Origin of the sequence: Pedosphaera parvula Ellin514, assembly GCF_000172555.1 — a bacterium.
Taxonomy (GTDB): domain Bacteria; phylum Verrucomicrobiota; class Verrucomicrobiia; order Limisphaerales; family Pedosphaeraceae; genus Pedosphaera.
Window position 1 is genome coordinate 66,340 of record NZ_ABOX02000009.1, and the last position, 18,503, is coordinate 84,842.

Here is an 18,503-nt window from a genome sequence, read left to right on the forward strand (position 1 = left end):
AGCGACCCTAAGGATTGACACTCTCGAGTTTCACTCGGTGTCTGAAGAATTTACTTTTTGCCAGGCCTGACTTCGCGTGTATCAAACCTTCCGCTTCCACCACAACATCATTTCCAGTCCCGTTCGATTGGGATAAGAGCGGGGGACCCATTCCTTCAACAACTCAAAATGCGGAGAAAACCGGCTCACCAGTTCCTGCCGCGTCGTGCCAAACGGTGGACCGTCCTCATCTGGAATCATGTAATTCACCGCCAAATACTGGCCCTCCGGCTTAAGCCAGCGGAGCAGGGAATCGACATACTGATCTCGTTGATCCGGATTGATGGCGCAAAAAAGCGTATGCTCGAACAACCAATCAAAGCGTTTTGCCGGAGTGTCGTGCAAAAAATCTCCCTGAAAAAAATCCGCCTTCAAGCCCGCTGCCGCTGTGCGTTCCTTCGAAAGCCGGATGGCGCTGGGAGCGAGATCATATCCAGTCACTTCAAACCCGGTTGCCGCCCAGGCACGCACATCATGCCCGGTACCGCAGCCTGGCACGCAAACTGTCCCCTTGGTCAAATCCGGATTCGCCTTTAGAAAATCCACCAGCCCCGGAGAGGGCGCACCCTTTTCCCAAGGCATGTCCCCAGTTTGATAACGCTTTTCCCATTCCGAAATATTCATGATCAATTAGGTCAACTCAGACTCAATCCTGAATCAATCCATCCGTCAAATGAATCACACGCGGAGCGCGCTTGGCCACTTCGAGATCGTGAGTCGCGATGACCAGCGTGGTGTTCGCCTCGGTCCGCAAGTCGCAGAGGAGATTCATGATTTCCTCGCCGGTATGCGAATCCAGATTTCCCGTAGGTTCATCCGCAAGGATGATTTCCGGGGAGTTAATCAATGCCCTCGCAATCGCGACGCGTTGTTGTTCGCCACCTGAAAGCTCGGTCGGACGATGTTCAACCCGATCTTTCAAACCAACCTTCGCCAGCAACTCCCGTCCACGTGCTTCCGCTTTCGCTGCAGTTACACGTCCCATGCGGGCGGGCAGGCAAACATTTTCGAGAGCATCCAATTCCGGCAGGAGGTGGTAGGCTTGAAAGATAAAACCCACCTTGGTATTGCGCCACTGCGCCAGCGCGCGATTGGAAACGGCAGCCAGGTTTTTTCCATCAGTCCAAATCTCTCCCTTGTTGGGCACATCCAACCCGCCAAGCAGATGTAACAATGTGCTTTTCCCCGCACCGGAAGCGCCCCGCAAAGCAACAAAACCACCCCTCTCTATCTTGACGCTGACCCCTCTCAGCACTTCCAGCGAGCGCTGGCCCATCTCATAGCTTTTGTGCAAATCGCGGGCGTCCAGAATGATTTCAGGCTCCATATTATTCATGGCGTAACGCCTCCACAGGTTTCAGCCGACTCGCACTCCACGCAGGGAAAGCTGCTGCCAGCAGACAAATGATAAATGCCCCGCCGCAGATGATGGCCAGATCCCCCGGCACAATCAACGCTGGCAAATCGCTAAAGCCATAAATGTTGGCAGGGAAGAGTTCCATCCCGGTCAGGTTGCGCATGGCATGCAGAAACTGGTTGCGGTAATACAAGCCGAGGAATCCCAATCCCAGGCCGCCGAAGACGCCGAAGACGCTTACAACCATGCTTTGACTCATAAATATCCACATGATTTGCCGGCTGCTCGCTCCCAGTGCCTTCAGAATTCCGATTTCACGCGTTTTCAAAACCACAAACGTGATGAGCGTGCAGGTGATGCCAAATGCGGCCACGATCACGATGAAAAACAGGATGTAAAGCATGACATTCTTTTCCACCAGCACGGCTGCCATCATCGAACTCTCCTGCACCCAGCTGGTCACTTTATAATTTGAGCCCAGGGATTTCTGGAGCTGGGCACGAACCTTATCAGACTGGGTTGGATCTTTTATCATCACCATCAATCCATGGACGTCTTCGCCCAGGTCATACATATCCTGTGCATTTTCGAGCGAGGTGACTACCACGGAAAAATTATATTCATAGTAGCCGGTATCGAAAATGCCTGTGATTTCATAATCCTTCGGTAGGATGAGTTCTTTTTCCCCCCGATCCATCGACTCCTTCATCTTCATCAAATCGCGTGGCAGGAGCACACTCACCGGGTCACCAACCTGCAATCCCATCATATTGGCGAAATCCGTGCCCACCAGCATCCCGCGCCCGCTTATATCGAAAGTCCCTTGCTTTATGTTGGTGGCGATCAGGCTTACCGCTTCCTTGGAACTTGGATCCACTCCCCGCACGTAAGGAACGTCAATCCGTGGTTCACCTCTGGGCGGTTCGGTTTGAATGTAAACGCGGTTCAGGACAAAGGGGGAGACTGAAACCACGTTTTGATTGGACTTCACCATGTTCGACACCACGGCGAAATCGTGCAGGACACCTTCCTGTTTAGTCTTCGGATCAATTTCGAAAACCTTGAGATGAGAATTGAAGCCAAGGATTTTCTCCCGCAATTGGCTATCAAAACCACTCATAACGCTGATTACAATAACCAGCACGGCGACTCCGAGCGTGACACCCAAAACGGAAATTAGCGTAATAATGGAAACAAAGGTCCGTTTGGGTCGCAAATACCGGAGCGCCAATAATAACTCAAACGGCAAACGCGACATGCACTGAGGCTAATGGTGCGGACGTGAGGTGTCAACGAACAGACAGGTGGGTGACTTCCGACTTTCAGCGGTCACGAACATTCAGCAAAGTTCCTCCGTCGGTTCGACGGTTAACCTCTTTGACCTTGCAATTCCAGCGCATTTACTTACGGTCGTTCATAACTCTAATTATGACCCTACGAGCTGGCTTACAAATCGTCAGGTTCCGCCTGTGGCTTGGTTTGGCATTTTTTTGCTGTGTTGCCACGCTTTCGGCACAAACCAATAGCAACGATGGCAGCAGCAATCCCCGAAACAACCCGGATGCGGCTGCTTATTCTCAGGATACTCTCCGTTCCTACCTGCAAATACAGGATCAATTGCACAACACCGACCTGGCCATTGAAAAGAACCGCCAGGAGGTCGAAGCCGCGGCTGCCCGGAACGCGGAAGCGCTGGAAGTCCGCTTAAAGCTTCTGGAAACCACCATGAATTCCCAGCGGCGCGATGAATTGAAGGAGATGCAACACTCAAATCACGTGGTCTTGATTGCTGCGGGAACTTTCATCGTTATTGCATTTGTAGTTTTATTATTTTCTGCCTTCCTGCAATGGAGTGCCGTGAATAGACTGGCGGCCGCCACCACTTCCATAACCTCAACTCGTGCCCTGGCTGGAGGGCAGCCAAATCCGATGCTTGGAATGGGTGAAGTCCAGATACTCTCAAACGGTTCTGCTGAACATTCCCCGGCTCATTTTTTGGAAGTCCTCGACCGTCTGGAAAAGCGCATAAGTGAAATGGAAACCTCGCTTCATCCTGCCAAAACCCTGCCGGAAATCCTCCCAATCAATCAGCCAATACCAAATAACAACCTGAAATCTTCCGGCCACATCGCTCAATCAAATGGAACTGCTCCACTGTCCCACGTATCCGACCAGACCGCGGAGATTGCCGTGCTTTTGAGCAAGGGCCATACCTTGCTGAAACTGGATCAGGTTGAAGAAGCCCTGGCTTGTTATGACGAGGTGCTGAGCCTTGACGCCAGGAATACGGAAGCGTTGGTGAAGAAAGGCACGGTTTTGGAAAGGCTTCAAAAACTCGATGAAGCAATCGCCTGTTACGATCAGGCACTTGAAACCGATGGCAACATGACCATGGCCTATTTGTACAAAGGCGGAGTTTATAATCGGTTGGAGCGCTATACGGAAGCGCTGGAGTGCTATGAAAAAGCGCTGCAGACGCAGGAGAAGAGCCACGCTGCTTAGAACCAAAAGGCTTGATATTCTGACTGCGCTTGAATCAATGCGCAACTTGAGGAGGAGCAGACTTGTCCCCCCATAAAAATGACTTTTGCTCGTCCAACATTTTGTCGCCATCCCAAATTGTCACGTGCCACGCTGTGACTTCGCCAAAGCTGCGATAGGTCTCTCCGGAAAGATCGAGATTGGACCAATGACTAAGCCAGTAGCGCTCAGGGATGATTTTCTCCAGGGTGAGCTCTTTCGGAAGCTTACCTTGGGCTACCCCGCGCAGCTCCACGCGAAGTTTTAACTGGTCCGACTTCGGGACCCTGGCCTTCCACTGGATATTGTAGCGTACCCCCGAGCGCCTTAACGGGTGACGACGTAAGTCTGCCTGATAGGCATCACGATCATAGAGGCTAGGGCTTAAGGATGCTTTTCCATGCTCGTCTAAAAATTGGGGAAGTACCTTTATGATGCTGCCAGAAGCGGCCTGGATTGCCGGAGCAAGCAGCAGGCAGCACGAAAACAAAAGGCCGGTCACAAAGCAGCGCATCATGACCAAAGCCTAACCCGTGGAAGGCTTCAAACTCAATAGCGTTTCCGAACCAATTCCCAGCCAGCCCGATTACTGCGGCGGCTTTGCGTCATCCGCATTGCCCTTTGCACCAGACTGTCCCGGCAACGCCTGCCTGAGACTTCGGAACCATTGAAAAGGGGAGAGTACCTTGGGAATATAGAGGGGCTCGCGTTTCGGATTGGCCAGGGTGCCGGTGACTTTATATTCGAAAGCCTTTGTAACCGGCCAAAGCACCTTGCTTAAGATTGGGCCCACCACCCAGGTATCCTGAAACATCTGAGCCTCAACCGTGGCATTCACCCTGGTATCGAAATCGACGGTGCCTTTGTATAGCATCCGCATTACCGGAGCCCTCATTTCAAGGTCGTCTGACCGTATAATACTATTGTTGATGGTAAAAGTACCCGCAGCCTCGCTAATTGGGCTTTTGCCGAGTCCTGGAACCAGATCATTTAGCGCCTGGGAGAATATGCCGAAGATGGGAATTTCCCATATGAGCCCTTCATGTAAGTCGACCTGGCCCTTTCCAAACCAACTATTCCAATCCGCAGTGTTCGCGCTGATGACAGTAAGATGGCCACTCAATCGCCCCTGCAAATTATTAGTTCCGCTATATAAGTCTGCCATGAGCAAATGCAGATTGGAATCGGTCACTATGAAATCAAAGCCGAAGTCTGCACCTTTGCGATGCGCGAAATCAAATTCTGCGGAGCCGGTCAGGGTGCCTTTGTAAAAATCAGCCTGGATCTGGCTTAAGTTGAGATGATCACCCACCCAATGCACTCCGCCCGATATGTGTGCGACGTTGAATTTACTCCACTGGAACGGCCCTCCTTCGACCTCAAAATGAGCGTCTACCGGAGCCTCTGATCCAAGCGGAATGATCCCGTTTAAACGTACCATTGGGGGTTGAAGAAAATGGTAAGGCTCCATGATCTTGAATATCCTGGGGCCCACCGCGGTAAGCACGCGGGCAGGTTCCATGGTGCTGAAACCGTTGGTAATCGCAACGGTCCTTTTATCAAAATTAAACAGGGCGCTGGAGGCTGCCATATATTGCGTGCCGTATTCCACCCGTGCATTGGTGAGCGTGAGAAAGTGATTTGTATATTCAATCCCCGACCGTAAGCTGGTGGCTGCCTCGCCGCGAAAGCTAAAATCACGACAAGCCACCTGCGCTTTGAATCCGATCCGCTCATGGTCATACCACTGCCCCCAAATCTCAGCGTCTACTATCGGTGGCTGAGTAGTCGATATCATGTCGAATATGCGCTGTTGCTGAGGCTCAAACAGCGGCTGGGCCACCTTGGGATCAATGCTGCTGTTAATGCGAAAATAGTAATCCTTGGTTCGATCGTTGGCCCGAATTGCCAGATTGAGTTTCCCTTCCGGCCTGGTCGCGATCAAGTCCGGTATATCCCAGATCATGTTGGTATAACGAATATGTGACTGCGCGGAGCTCACCTGGATTCCGCGATACGCCGCCTCTCCCAGCTTCACTTCACCTTCCAAACAGAGCGTTGGGAGTACCTCAGCTCGCCAGTCGGGCTGTCTATTGGTCCATGAAGGAAATACGAAACCGCCACTACCTTGCAAGGCCGGTGGGTTTTGCCAGGAGAATTGCCCGATCCAGTGTCGGCTTTTCTCACTAAGTGCCGGAGAAACTTTTTGCACATCAAAGTCCGAGGAGTAACTGAAGTTCAGCTCGCGGGAAACTACGTTCAGGGACGCCTGGGCTTTCACTTTACCCTGGTACAATTCGGAATATACGTTGGTTATGGCCAGTTCAGGAGCCCGCCATGTTCCGCCACAAGCCACTTCCTGCACCTTAAAATCTTGAGCGTGGACATTGGTAAGATGGCAGTTCCAATCAATGTAATAAGGCTCGAGCGACGCCCACCACGCCCACTGTTCATTGGCAGTGCGGGTGAAATTCTTCGGCGGTTCCTGCAGCCGTCCGGTCAGTTCAAATCCGCCTGCGGTGCCCCAGCGGGTTCGCGCATCTGCCAGGGTTAATGTTCCATTGCCGTTTATGGGAATTGGGTTGGTGGGTGAGTGAGCCCATTGCGCGGTAAAGTGTGCATTCGTGGCCTGTGCCCATGGTGTGATCGTCTCCCCGGCCAGGAGTTCAAGCTGGCATTGAACCTTATTCGTTAAGGTTTCATCCGAAATTAATCTGAGCGCCAGCCGGAAATCCTTCGTGCTGGCCCACTGAGTTTGGGCGCTATCGGCATGTAGCTGGAGGTCCGCATGCGGTTGCTGGTTGGTTGTGCTCGGAGCCAGCAACCTGGCCACCAGCAGGCCATTGGTCAATGTTCCCCAGGGAGTTTGCGCCCCCGTGGCGCTCACCGTAAGATGGGCATCAAAACTTTCCAAATTGCGGGCGTCACCATGGAAAACCAGGTTTATTTCCGGAGGCGTAAAGAATTTGATCCGCTCAAATGTATCTTCCACCCGATTGAGGCGGTCCTGCAATTTTTTGGGAGAAGCCATGTTGGTGCCCTGGCCTTTCGTCCACTCCCGCATGGCCGATGCATTGGTCAGGGAACCTGACAGGTTTACCTGTACGCCGGCAACGGAAGCTTTGAAGTTTTCCAACTCCCATTGGTCATTCGGTAGAAAACGGAGCCGAGTTTCAATTTTATTGACCGCCAACGCCTGCCGGTTGCGATTGGTTTCCGCCTCCGCCCAAAGGACCTCACCGTTATGCAGTATCAGGGAATCCGGACTGAGTTGAAAGCTTTTGAGGGCTTCGTGGTTAAGCTTTACTTCAACCTCACGGATGAAAATTTGCGGATCATTCGTCCCTTGTGGAACCTGTCCGAAAACAACATTTTCGGCAACGATTCCACGATACCAACGCAGACGGAGGCGGGAGAACTGAAGGTCTACACCTTTGTCGTGCAGTTTCCCAATCAGCGGCGCTTTGAGGACATCCGGCAATCCAACCTGGTTCAGGTAAATCCCGGCAGCAACCAGACTAAGAATGAGCAACAGAACTGAAATCCGCATTCCTCGCACAATCTTGCGGCAGATCCGCCACCCGCGGCTTTTGAAACGCGAAGCCATAATCAGGAAGCGGGTTTTTCGTGAATATTAAAGTCGTACAAAATCCGCTCCACTATGCGGGTGGGAAATTCGAATACCCAGGTTTGGCCCTCAAGGCGGACAGCTCCATAACGGTGCTGACTGGGTGACCAACCGCCCAGATCCAAAACCAACGTTTGATTTTGATTACCTGAACGCACTTCCACAGAAACTTGCGTCGATTTGTCGGATATTCCATACTTCGCGAGATTTTGATCCCCGCAGTCAATCCAGGAACCCGCTTCAAGGCTGCCCAGTTCATCCGCTCCTGCTTCGACCGCAAAATTATCCACAATACCCTGAGAACCGCTGGCGAGACTCCATTGATTTTCTGCCTTGCGAATCATTTTAACGGAGGAACCGTCATTACGAACCGTGACACTGCTGACATCTGCCGGCGTAAAGTTCCAGATATGCCGGTCCCGGAGTTGGAGGGCCTTGGAAGGAAGTCTTTCAAAATCGACTTGTTTGACCGCATAAACTGAATCCTCATCAGGACGGTCAGCGCGACGGGCATAGATTTTATCTTCAAAGGTTGAGCCGAAATCCAATTCTGCCAAAACGACATTCGTGGGATTGGACTTATCCTTGGTCATGCCTTCCTTAAGAATATATTTCCGAACCGGATTGGCGAGCCCATACTTGGGAAAGTCTGAGGCGCTCACCACGTCTTTGACAGCAAATTGGCCGGCCGCCGGCACAATTTCGAGACCACTCAAACCATCAATCAAATCGAGCATGGTTTCCGGGTCGGCAGGAAAGTTATAGGGCTCGTTGACGCGCCACGCGCCAGTGCTCTGCTTTTGGATCGTAAAGTCTGTCGATTTATCCGACTGATGGACCTCAATTGTCTCCAATGACAAAGGAACAGGTCCCGCAAGCCGTCTATCCCGAAATTCTTCATATCGGGCGCGCCAGGGGGCAATGAACTCCTTCGGAATTTCGACAATGGCTGGCTGGCCCTTGACCATTGCAAAAATCTGTTTGGAGTCATTTGTCGGGCTTTTTCCAAATTGCAACGCAAGCACGGGATTGGTTCCTTGACTGAGAGTTACTTCAAATTCGGCCGGCTTCAAACCGTAGGTCTCCAGGTCGGCCGCCGGATCGTCCGTTACAAAACGGCTGACCCGCGCACTCTCCAATCTTGCCAGGCTCCCTTCTACTCTTGAACTATCAGCACGCGCGGGCATTGGATAGGTGATGCGCCAAAGCCGGTTGGACGCACGACTTAACTCAAAGGACCTTCCGCCGTTCGTGACGGCGAGCCGGTCAAAGGTCAGACCCTTCAAGGACAACAGGTTGGTATCCCGCCATTCGTTTAAGGTTCGTGGAAGCAATTTGATTATGTCAGAACTAACCACATCGATTCCTTCCGTGCCTACTACCTGCAGGTAAACCTGATCACCTGGCGCGGTAAGGAATCCAAATTTTATCGGAGAATGACGATTGTTTCCCTCTTGAAGAATGACGGTAACCTGGGGTGTCTCAAATCCGAACTCCTCCTCGGCCTTGGGATTTTTTCTTAGTTCCTGCGTCGGAATGTGAATTTGCACGCTCAAGGTTTCCAACGCGCGCAGCAGGGATTCAATCGCCACGCTTTGGGCCGGGTAGGTAATCGGCTTCGTCAATTGCCAGCTGCCATTGGTTCGAGTGGCGCGCATTTCCAGTTGGCCGGCAGGCTGAATTTGAATGCTGGTAATGGAGGCTGCCTTGAAGTTGACCAGTGCCTTCGTTGCGGAAGGTGTCGTTTCACGCTGATGTCTTTCAATAAAAAAAATGAAGGCAAACATGCCAGCTGTGACAAAAATGAGTATCCATGTATTCTTTGGATTCATGGTTTAAACAACGTTCGGGATTGGAACTGTGGGAGGAAAACACATTTTGGCGACATCCCAGCCATGCCCGCGATCCTCTGAGCTAAATTATGGAATTTAAACCGCATTTTATTTGCGTCGGCGCAACCATACGATGCCGCCCAACAGCATCACCCCGCCTGGCATTGCTGCCAGGAGAATCCATTCCACGTCCCTGAATTGTGATCTGGTCATCATAATCTTATACTCTGTGACCTGCTGTGGGGCGACGCCTTGCATGAGCTGCGTCCTATCCAGAAGCCAATTGAAAATATTGACGGCCAACAGTTGATTGTCGCCACTTCCAATATAATAGTTGTTCAGAAAAATGGAATCGCCACCAATAACCATTCGAGTCACTCCTCTCTCCGCATAAACTCCCTTGATGGCACCTTTTTCAACCGAAACCATTAAAGGAATCGGTTTGTTGTGTGGCGCGGAGCTATTTTCTATGATTGCGTTGGCGCTGGTGAAGGCCAGTTCCTCTACTTTTGGAGCGTCTGCATTTTGCTTGCCGGTGTCCCGTTTGGAAATGGAGCGGGGTTGGTATAACTGCACGCTTGAATCAAGTAATGAAGAGACTATCGGGCTGTTCTTGTTGAATCCGCTGATGATCAAATCCACTCCATCCTTCTGGCTGTTCTCCATGTCCCTGACGATGTTATGGCCGATCTCCACATTCCAATCTTCAGCCAAAAATTTTTCCATCCCCAGGTTGTCCTTCTCGCTGGTGAAATTTAAGAGAAACAACATGCGTCCACCCTGGTTGAGATACTTGCGGATATTATCCACTTCCTCTGGAAAGAAAGGAGTCCTCGTGGCCAGCACCACCAGCAGGTTGCAATCTGCAGGTACCGTGTTTGTGCCGACCAGGTTCGTGATTACGGCCGGTTGGATATAATTCTGTTGCAGCAGTTCGACGAGCTTATTGTAGCCATCCTTTTCTGTGGAAATAAGACTGGAAAGTTTGTGTGGGGCAACGAAATAGGCTTTGAAAGGTTTGGTGCTCGTCACTCTCAGGAGAGCGGCGTTAAAATAAAGTTCACCTTTAAATGATTTCAGGACGTAGCGGAACTCCCTTTCACCTTTTTCATTTTGTTGGGGATCGATGGTGTAGTCGCCAAGAAATGACTGTTCAACATAGTTGGTGCGGCCATTCGCCTCAAAAATGACCAAATCCTTCTGGGCCGCCGACCGCAGGCCGTACGTGGCCTTGACCTTTTCAGCTCCCGCCGGATTGTTCACGTAATCAACCGTTTCGATGGATATATGGCGATTCTTTCCATGGTACTCGCTCAACAAGGAATCGACCAACGTATAAAGCTCGTGCTTCTTATCAAAGTAAACTGTGACCTTTATGTCGTTCGTGATTGAATTTAGGAGGTTTAATGTTTGAGGGGAGAGTTGTGCCTTCGTGCGTGAGCTCCAGGAAAATCTGGTGTAGTGGCGTGCTGCCAGATAATTCAGCATGCCTACCAGTGCGATGACGGCCACTATTGAGGCAATCACCGAAAAGAGAATGCTCCACCTGCGACTTCGTGAAAAACTGGTTTTAGGGGAAGGTCGGCTGGCCATGCTTTTTATTTCCATCGGCGGCTTTGCACCACCCTCAAAGTTAAGAACAGAAAGAGAACCGTAAGGCTCACGTAAAAAATCACGTAACGTGTATCAATCAAGCCGCGGGCGAAATCATTCATCTGGTCGAATAATGCCAGATGTGAAAGCGCCTCGGTCTGCCAGGATGTAACCATGTCAAGACGGCTCGCTAAAAAGCTCAGTAGAAACAGAGTGAATCCGAAGGTAAGAGCCATCATGGCCGCGATCATCTGGCTGCGGGTCAGGGCCGAAGCAAAGCAGCCCATGGACATAAACACTCCTCCCAGGAGAAATATGCCGAAGTAAGTGCTTCCTATCAGGCCGGGATCAAGCGCTTTGGCATTATTGGTGTAGTGGCCCAGAATAAACATGCAGCCCACCAGCGGCAGCCACATAAGCATATAAAAAACCAATGCCCCTGAGAATTTGGCCATTACCACCTGCAAGTCGCTCACGGGAGTGGTCATCAAAGTTTCAAAAGTGCCTGAATACTTCTCCTGCGCGAACAGGCGCATGGTAATCATCGGAGTTGCGAGAACCAGAATCAGCCAGAAAAAATGCGTGGAGTAGAATAGTTGTGTCAGCGGCACCGGGGTGGCCTCGCTTTGCAACTGGCCAATGAGTGCGACGAAGCTCAAACCCATCAGGAACACTGCCGCCGCAATTATTACATATCCGGTTAAAGACACGAAGAAACCGGCCAATTCGCGCCGGGTGAGGGTTAAGTATGCCTGCATTAGCTCTCCTCCTCTTCGTTCGGCCGGGTTACCCTCACATAGATGTCTTCCAGGGAAAATTTGTTGCGTGTGAGTTCCCGCATGCTCCATCCCCGTTCCTTGATCAATGCAAAGACTTGCGGACGTATATCAATTCCGTCCCGCGGAGTTAAGGCGCAACGCTGGAACTCACCATCCACAGGGGAGATATCGAAATGTTCCACCTCGGGCAACTGGTCCCACAAACCGCGCAACTCGCCTGCGGGTGCAGCAACTTCGGTAATTACCTGGCTCCCTTTACTCATGAGCTTCTGAAGATTTTCCGGACTGTCTGCCGCCAGGATTTTTCCCCCGTGCAGAATCAACACGCGATTGCACGTCATTTCGACCTCCGGCAAAATGTGCGTCGAAATTAAAACAGTGTGAGTGCGACCCAAATCCTTGATCAACTGACGAACCGATCGAATCTGATTTGGATCCAAGCCAATCGTGGGTTCATCTAAAATGATCAACTCAGGTTCATGCACCAGGGCATCGGCCAGTCCGACTCGCTGCCGATAGCCTTTGGACAAGTGACCGATAATTTTCCGGCTTACATCACCCAATGAGCACTGATCGATGACCGTATCAACGCGCTCACGGCATTGGCGGCGGCCAAGTCCCTTTATTCGGGCACGAAATTTTAAGTACTCCCGCACGCGCATTTCGGGATGCAAGGGATTGTTTTCCGGCATGTAACCAATACGCCGTCGCACCTCGTCCGCCTGCGTAAAGACATCATAACCCGCGACACGTACTGTTCCGGCGGTCGCCGGCATGTAGCAGGAAAGGATGCGCATGGTCGTGCTCTTGCCGGCCCCATTGGTGCCGAGCAAGCCAACAATTTCCCCGCGGCCGACCGTAAAGGAAATGTTCGATACCGCCGTATGCCCGGCATATCGCTTGGTCAGGTTCGAGACTTCTATCATGAATCCATTTTCCATGTGCTCAGCAAAAGAGGAGTGTAGCCTGAATCGGGTGGCATGGGCCAACAAAATTCGCTTTATCGAACGGTAAGCTCCACTGTGCCTTGACGATAGGAAATGAATGCGCCTCTCCGATGTTGCGCCACGACATCGAGTTGAACCTTTTCACCTCGTTTTTTGCCTTGAAGTATTTTGGCGGCGGAGATCATATCCTGGGCAGTTTGACCATTTATGGCGGTAATCAGGTATCCGGGTTCAAGCGCCTGGGCTGCTGACGAATCTTTGTCAACTTCGACAACCACAAAGCCGTCCCTGGAGTTCAAGCCGAAGGCTCTTGCCAATTGCGGTGTGAGTTCCTGCAACCTGATACCAAGCAGTTGCTGAACAAAATCTGCATTAAAATAATCTTTTTCGGGAATCAATTTTACTACCAGGCTCTTGATTTCTGCCTTTCTTTGAATGGTGATTGGCACTTCACTACTGGAACCATTCACAAGTTGCTGATTGAAATCGATAAATCCCTTCGGCTGCTTTCCATTTATCTTGAGAACGTAGTCGCCAGCCATTAATCCGGCCTTTTCCGCCGGACTTTGTGGCTGAACATTCATTACGAGCAGGGGGACGGAGCCAGGCCGCACACGGGCGCCGAACCAAAGCGACTTCCCTGAAGATTCCGGGGTGAAGATTTCCGAAAGGGCCTCATTCACCAGTTTTACCGGGATAGCAAACCCAATTCCTTGCGCATCCGACAGGATGGCGACATTGAGGCCAATCAACTCTCCGTGAAGGTTGAGAAGCGGTCCGCCACTATTGCCGGGATTAATCGCTGCATCAGTCTGTAACCAGTTCGGAATGTCCAATTGGCTGTTTTCCTTGGGTGTGGAGCGACTTTTTGAACTTAAAATTCCCTTGCTCACGGAAGCGCCCAACCCAAATGGGTTGCCCAGCGCCAGGACCGTTTCCCCGAGTAGCAGATCATCATCTTTGGCGAATTTAACGGCGGCAAATTTCTCATGCTGCCTGGGCATGATTTTGATGAGTGCCACATCGCTTTTGGGATTGGTGGAAATCAGTTTGGCTTCATATGGAGTATCGTTGGTATACAATTTTACCCATATTTTGTCCGCCCGCCGAACCACATGGTCATTGGTCAGCACGTATCCCTCTTCATCGATGATGACTCCTGAACCGAGACTCAACTGCGAATTTGGAGCCTGGCGACGGTGATAAGGGTCAAAAAACTGCCTGATCATGTCATCAAATGGGTCTCTGACATTGATGATTGTTTCAGTCGCGATATTCACTACGGCCGGCATGACCCGCTCGATTGCCTCCACAGTGGCATCCCGGCGAATATCGGTTTCCACTGCCGATTGCTCTGCCCGACACGAATCATTCCCTGACACCAGCCATAAACTGGCGAGCACGACTGCAAAATAACCGGCTGCACGAATTTGCCCTCTAAAAAGCATAATCATAGACAACTCGACAAAACCTTTTCCCCCTTCGTTCAATCATAAAGTTCATACCTCAGTCAAGCACCTATCTTTAGCTGGGCTTGACTTTGCAAGCCATTGGATTCAAAAGCAATGGGCAAGGAATCTGATTGTCGACAAATTTTTATACTCAATGGCGTGGTCGCGCGTCCAAAAACCAGCTTTTGCAGGAGAGTAATGGCTATCCTGACGAAAAGCTGCTGCAGGCCGTTTGGCAGCAACAACGACTGCTTCGCGATCAACTCACGACGTTGGACGGTAAATCGGTCCGGGTGCTTCACCCAGGTTTTAAAAACCACGGGGCCGGTCCGGATTTCCGAGGGGCCATGATTCAGATCAGGGGTGGAGTCATCCTCACGGGCGATGTGGAAGTCGATTTGCGTGGCAGTGGATGGCGTTCCCACGGACATGATCGCAATCCTGATTTCAAGAACGTGGTGCTGCATGTGATTTGGGAAAAGGAGGCAACTTCCACAAGCGGCCATCCGACGTTGGCGATCCGAAATTTTCTGGATGCCTCCCTTACAGACCTAAATGCGTGGTTATCCACTGATTCGCATCAAAGCCTGCCGGAGGAACTGCGCGGCAAATGTTGCGCGCCATTGAAGGAGATACTTCAAGAGAAGCTTGTCGAACTGCTACATCAGGCAGCAAAGATACGTTGGCAAATCAAGTCCTATCAATTCCAGGCACGTGCCCGACAGGTCGGTTGGGAGCAAACTCTGTGGGAAGGACTGTTCCGGGCTTTGGGCTACAAACAAAATGTTTGGCCGATGCAAGGTCTGGGGGAGTTGCGAAATCTTTGGCAAAAACAGTCGATTACGCCGGTCGATTTGCAGGCAAGGCTCTTTGGTGTCAGTGGACTGCTTCCTTCTGAACTCGCGCGCACCGGGACTAAATCAGATGATTATCTGCGTCGTATTTGGGACCAATGGTGGCGCGAAAGAGAGGAATTCAGCGAAATCATCTTTCCTCGCGCATTATGGCGCTTCAACGGCTTGCGCCCAGCCAATCATCCCCAACGCCGATTGGCGCTCGCCTCCCACTGGCTTGCCGGAGGTAAGTTGGTTTCAAAGCTGGAAAATTGGTTCACCACTTCGATACCTGATAATCAACTCCTGGATTCACTGGCAAAAGCATTGCAGGTCGAGTCGGACGAATTCTGGTGTTGGCATTGGACATTTCGATCAGCCAGGCTTCCCAAACCACAACCGCTGTTGGGCATTGCCCGCGTTACGGATCTCGCCATCAATGTTATCCTGCCGTGGTTCTGGATTCGTGCGCTGGAAGGTGGGAACCAGCTTTTGCAAAAGCAGGCGGAGCACCGTTATTTCGCATGGCCACCAGCCGAGGATAATTCCGTCTTTCGACTGGCTAGAGAGCGTTTGTTAAGCGGTAAACCTGCCAAAAGCTTGCGCAGCGCGGCCGCCCAACAAGGTCTGCTGCAAATCGTTCGCGATTTTTGCAATCACTCCAACGCAGTATGCGAGAATTGCCAATTTCCAGAACTGGTACGCGCCTGGAAATTAGAAGCTTGAGCTTTTGAATTAGAACCTGCCCAAACTGACCGATCGGAGCAGTTGTTCTTAAACGCCACAGCCTGTTAAGAGGACTGCGCTTGATTCTGCTCTTTGTCTTCGGGTGCTGATTCTTCCATCTCCTCTGAGTCAGTGTCTGGCTCGTCCTCAGCAACCTTGCGATCCTCCGGCTCCCGAGGATTCTTTGCCCGTTTATTGCGGGGCAGGGGACTCAACATCAAGTTAATCGCCTTGCCAATCAGTTTGGGATTGGCATCAGGATGACCATAGGGAGTAACCTCCTTGATCATCTTATTGATGAGCTGAAAGCCGTATTCCGTGTGGGCCATCTCGCGACCACGAAACTTCAGAACCACCTTTACCTTCATGTCTTCACAGAGGAAGTCCACGGCATGGTTCAATTTTACACCAAAATCATGCGGATCAATCTTCGGGCTAAGCTGAATTTCCTTAACCTTATTAGCGTGCTGGTGCTTCTTGGATTCCTTATCCTTCTTGGCCTGTTCATAACGAAACTTGCCGAAATCCACCAACCGGCACACAGGTGGTGTCGCATTCGGGGCAATTTCCACCAAATCCACTGTGTTCGCCCGCGCCATGTTCAACGCGTCGGACAGGGATAAAATACCAAGTTGCTTACCATCCACTCCAATGACTCGCACTTCGCGGGCACGGATTTTCCCGTTAACCCTGGCAAATGACGCGGAAGGAGGAGAATGACGTGGAGGAAACGGGCGGCTCAAGACACCCTCGCCGGTTGAAACTTATTCATGCAGTTCGTAAACAATCTAAAAAACAGGCTCCATGCCTGGCTGAACTCAGCATCAGTAATAAAGCGTCTAAACCTCAAACCTGCAAGCAAATAATCATCACTTTTAGGATGGGGTATCAACCCCGTGCCGCCTCCCTCAGGAATTCCAGTTCTGCCGCTAGAAGTTTGGAGATTGCGAACAATCTCCAAACCTTCTGTTAAAGCTTCCCCCATGGTGCCCGTTCTTTTCCTTACGGTTAAGCCGCCTTGGCAACTTCCGGCTTGGCCGCCTCAGTGGTCACGCCACTGCGCTTCGCCATAATGGCCTCAACGATCTTTTTCGCCAACTCCGGCTTCTCCGCCAACGCCCGCTGCGCCGCTTCCTTGCCCTGGCCGATCAAATCACCCGCGAACTGCAACCACGCACCCTTCTTATCCACCACGCCATTCTCGATACCCACATCCAGAATGCTCCCTTCCTTGTTGATGCCGTGATTATAAATAATGTCAAACTCCGTCTCTGAGAACGGCGGCGCCACCTTGTTCTTCACCACTTTCACCTTCACATGGTTGCCAATCGCATTCCCCGCCGCGTCTTTCAGCGTATCCTTGCGGCGAATATCCAACCGCACGCTCGCATAAAATTTCAGCGCCTTCCCGCCCGGCGTCGTTTCCGGATTGCCGAACATCACGCCCACCTTTTCACGCAATTGATTCGTGAAAACGCACGTCGTCTTCGACTTGTTCAAAATCGCCGTCAATTTCCGCAAGCCCTGGCTCATCAAACGCGCCTGCATACCCATCGTCGCCATCCCCATCTCGCCTTCCAACTCAGCCTTCGGCACCAATGCCGCCACCGAGTCGATCACGATTACATCCAGCGCATTCGACCGCGCCAATGTCTCACAAATCGTCAACGCCTCTTCACCACAGTCCGGTTGCGACACCAGCAAATCATCCAGGTTCACACCCAGCTTCTTCGCGTAACCCGGGTCCAACGCATGCTCCGCGTCGATGAACGCTGCCAATCCGCCCATCTTTTGCGCATTCGCAATCACGTGCAACATCAACGTCGTCTTACCCGAAGATTCCGGTCCGTAAATCTCCACCACGCGACCCCGCGGCAAACCACCCACACCCAGCGCCAGATCCAATCCCAACGCACCTGTCGGAATCACCTCAATCGCTTGATGCGCGTTCGCCTCACCCAGCCGCATGATGCTGCCCTCGCCATACGATTTGATGATTGTTGAAAGCGCCGCTTCCAGATCGCGTTGCCGCGTCGGCGAAATTACCCGTGCTGTTGCTTCAGCACCGTCCGCCTTCGCAACGCGCTCCGCTTTGTCCGGCTTTTCAGCAGAACGTTCCGAAGCCGCCTTCACAGTTTTTTCCACCTTGTCACTCTTCTCAGTAGTTTTAGTCGCCATAATAAAATAAAATTGTTAACCGTCGTTTACTGCCGTTAAGTGCCGTTAGCTGCCGCTTGTCTGTTTAATTTGCTTCCAAACCACGTCCGCACCAGCCGCCATCCGGCACGAATAAATTCTAAAATCTTGGGGAATGCACCCGCTCCTCAGACACTCAAATATCTCGTTCAAGGAGAACATAATCATTCTTCAAAACCCCTTTCCAGTCAATCTCTCACACCCATAAACTTCCGGCCAAAACGACCTTTTTTCCATGCCAAAATCAGATTCATTTTCCTCTCAGCAACCCAGCCATTCCGCCCATCATCTCCCCACCTCCCTCAGCCCTCAGCCAGAAAATCATTACACCATCAATATGACAGAGGGGGTTGGACATACACAGTCCAACCCCCTCCAAGCTCTTGAAACTATCTTCCATTGACTATCAACCACTTACACCAAATCTCCAAAAATAACTGCACCCGCCCAGCAACAGGAGGCGGATTTCCCACATTCGAAGTTCAGTTGCCTCCACTCGCGCACGCGACCCGCAAATAAAAAAAACACGCGCCAGCAATCAATTAATCGGTAGGGAAGTGTTGCGCGCTTCCCTGACACGGCCCTCGACGTTCATCCTCCAT

14 protein-coding genes are annotated in these 18,503 nt (G+C 51.5%); 2 read left to right on the top strand and 12 right to left on the bottom strand.

The window, feature by feature from the left end:
- Positions 1-81: 81 nt before the first annotated feature.
- The 3 genes from CFLAV_RS09160 to CFLAV_RS09170 are packed head-to-tail and all read right to left on the bottom strand — an operon-like array spanning position 82 to position 2,654.
- Complete coding sequence (locus CFLAV_RS09160) at positions 82-663, bottom strand: methyltransferase domain-containing protein (protein WP_007414418.1); 582 nt, start codon at positions 661-663, stop codon at positions 82-84.
- A gap of 22 nt (positions 664-685) precedes the next feature.
- A complete protein-coding gene (locus tag CFLAV_RS09165) occupies positions 686-1,375 on the bottom strand; it encodes an ABC transporter ATP-binding protein (protein ID WP_007414419.1) in 690 nt (229 codons plus the stop codon).
- Positions 1,368-2,654: an ABC transporter permease gene (locus tag CFLAV_RS09170; RefSeq protein WP_007414420.1), complete on the bottom strand. Its 1,287-nt coding sequence runs from the start codon at positions 2,652-2,654 to the stop codon at positions 1,368-1,370. Before CFLAV_RS09170 ends, CFLAV_RS09165 begins: the two co-directional genes overlap by 8 nt.
- Positions 2,655-2,824: 170 nt before the next feature.
- Between CFLAV_RS09170 and CFLAV_RS32090 the strand changes: the two genes are divergently transcribed.
- Entirely contained in the window at positions 2,825-3,898 is a 1,074-nt protein-coding gene (locus CFLAV_RS32090; RefSeq protein ID WP_007414421.1) for a tetratricopeptide repeat protein, read from the top strand.
- Positions 3,899-3,932: 34 nt separating this feature from the next.
- Here CFLAV_RS32090 and CFLAV_RS09180 read toward each other — a convergent pair whose 3' ends face one another.
- From CFLAV_RS09180 to CFLAV_RS09210, 7 genes are all read right to left on the bottom strand, one after another.
- On the bottom strand, positions 3,933-4,433 hold the full coding sequence (locus CFLAV_RS09180) for a hypothetical protein (protein ID WP_007414422.1): 501 nt from the start codon (positions 4,431-4,433) through the stop codon (positions 3,933-3,935).
- A gap of 69 nt (positions 4,434-4,502) precedes the next feature.
- Positions 4,503-7,466, bottom strand: coding sequence for an AsmA-like C-terminal region-containing protein (locus CFLAV_RS09185; RefSeq protein ID WP_160164538.1), 2,964 nt, complete (start codon positions 7,464-7,466; stop codon positions 4,503-4,505).
- Between the two features lie 59 nt (positions 7,467-7,525).
- On the bottom strand, positions 7,526-9,376 hold the full coding sequence (locus CFLAV_RS09190) for a DUF4340 domain-containing protein (RefSeq protein WP_007414424.1): 1,851 nt from the start codon (positions 9,374-9,376) through the stop codon (positions 7,526-7,528).
- A gap of 108 nt (positions 9,377-9,484) precedes the next feature.
- Positions 9,485-10,903: a DUF7088 domain-containing protein gene (locus CFLAV_RS09195; RefSeq protein ID WP_160164539.1), complete on the bottom strand. Its 1,419-nt coding sequence runs from the start codon at positions 10,901-10,903 to the stop codon at positions 9,485-9,487.
- Between the two features lie 71 nt (positions 10,904-10,974).
- Positions 10,975-11,727: an ABC transporter permease gene (locus CFLAV_RS09200; RefSeq protein WP_007414426.1), complete on the bottom strand. Its 753-nt coding sequence runs from the start codon at positions 11,725-11,727 to the stop codon at positions 10,975-10,977.
- Entirely contained in the window at positions 11,727-12,674 is a 948-nt protein-coding gene (locus CFLAV_RS09205) for an ABC transporter ATP-binding protein (RefSeq protein WP_040547710.1), read from the bottom strand. Before CFLAV_RS09205 ends, CFLAV_RS09200 begins: the two co-directional genes overlap by 1 nt.
- A 74-nt stretch (positions 12,675-12,748) precedes the next feature.
- The gene (locus tag CFLAV_RS09210) at positions 12,749-14,143 is read right to left on the bottom strand and encodes a trypsin-like peptidase domain-containing protein (RefSeq protein ID WP_160164540.1); all 1,395 of its coding nucleotides are present in this window, start codon (positions 14,141-14,143) and stop codon (positions 12,749-12,751) included.
- A 134-nt stretch (positions 14,144-14,277) separates the two neighbouring features.
- On the opposite strand from CFLAV_RS09210, the gene CFLAV_RS09215 reads away from it, so the two are divergent.
- Positions 14,278-15,705, top strand: coding sequence for a DUF2851 family protein (locus CFLAV_RS09215; protein WP_007414429.1), 1,428 nt, complete (start codon positions 14,278-14,280; stop codon positions 15,703-15,705).
- A gap of 65 nt (positions 15,706-15,770) precedes the next feature.
- Here the strand turns inward: CFLAV_RS09215 and infC are convergent, their stop codons facing one another.
- On the bottom strand, positions 15,771-16,448 hold the full coding sequence (infC, locus tag CFLAV_RS09220) for a translation initiation factor IF-3 (protein WP_040547712.1): 678 nt from the start codon (positions 16,446-16,448) through the stop codon (positions 15,771-15,773).
- Between the two features lie 265 nt (positions 16,449-16,713).
- Positions 16,714-17,883 carry a recombinase RecA gene (recA, locus tag CFLAV_RS09230; protein WP_007414432.1) on the bottom strand — a complete coding sequence of 390 codons (1,170 nt, stop codon included), beginning with the start codon at positions 17,881-17,883 and terminating at the stop codon, positions 16,714-16,716.
- Positions 17,884-18,503: the final 620 nt, after the last annotated feature.

Coding starts and splice junctions, on each gene's coding strand:
- CFLAV_RS09160 (WP_007414418.1), bottom strand. CDS start 663: ATGAATATTTCGGAATGGGAAAAGCGTTATCAAACTGGGGACATGCCT.
- CFLAV_RS09190 (WP_007414424.1), bottom strand. CDS start 9,376: ATGAATCCAAAGAATACATGGATACTCATTTTTGTCACAGCTGGCATG.
- CFLAV_RS09170 (WP_007414420.1), bottom strand. CDS start 2,654: ATGTCGCGTTTGCCGTTTGAGTTATTATTGGCGCTCCGGTATTTGCGA.
- CFLAV_RS09185 (WP_160164538.1), bottom strand. CDS start 7,466: ATGCGGATTTCAGTTCTGTTGCTCATTCTTAGTCTGGTTGCTGCCGGG.
- CFLAV_RS09165 (WP_007414419.1), bottom strand. CDS start 1,375: ATGAATAATATGGAGCCTGAAATCATTCTGGACGCCCGCGATTTGCAC.
- CFLAV_RS09210 (WP_160164540.1), bottom strand. CDS start 14,143: ATGCTTTTTAGAGGGCAAATTCGTGCAGCCGGTTATTTTGCAGTCGTG.
- CFLAV_RS09180 (WP_007414422.1), bottom strand. CDS start 4,433: ATGATGCGCTGCTTTGTGACCGGCCTTTTGTTTTCGTGCTGCCTGCTG.
- CFLAV_RS09205 (WP_040547710.1), bottom strand. CDS start 12,674: ATGATAGAAGTCTCGAACCTGACCAAGCGATATGCCGGGCATACGGCG.
- recA (WP_007414432.1), bottom strand. CDS start 17,883: ATGGCGACTAAAACTACTGAGAAGAGTGACAAGGTGGAAAAAACTGTG.
- CFLAV_RS32090 (WP_007414421.1), top strand. CDS start 2,825: ATGACCCTACGAGCTGGCTTACAAATCGTCAGGTTCCGCCTGTGGCTT.
- CFLAV_RS09200 (WP_007414426.1), bottom strand. CDS start 11,727: ATGCAGGCATACTTAACCCTCACCCGGCGCGAATTGGCCGGTTTCTTC.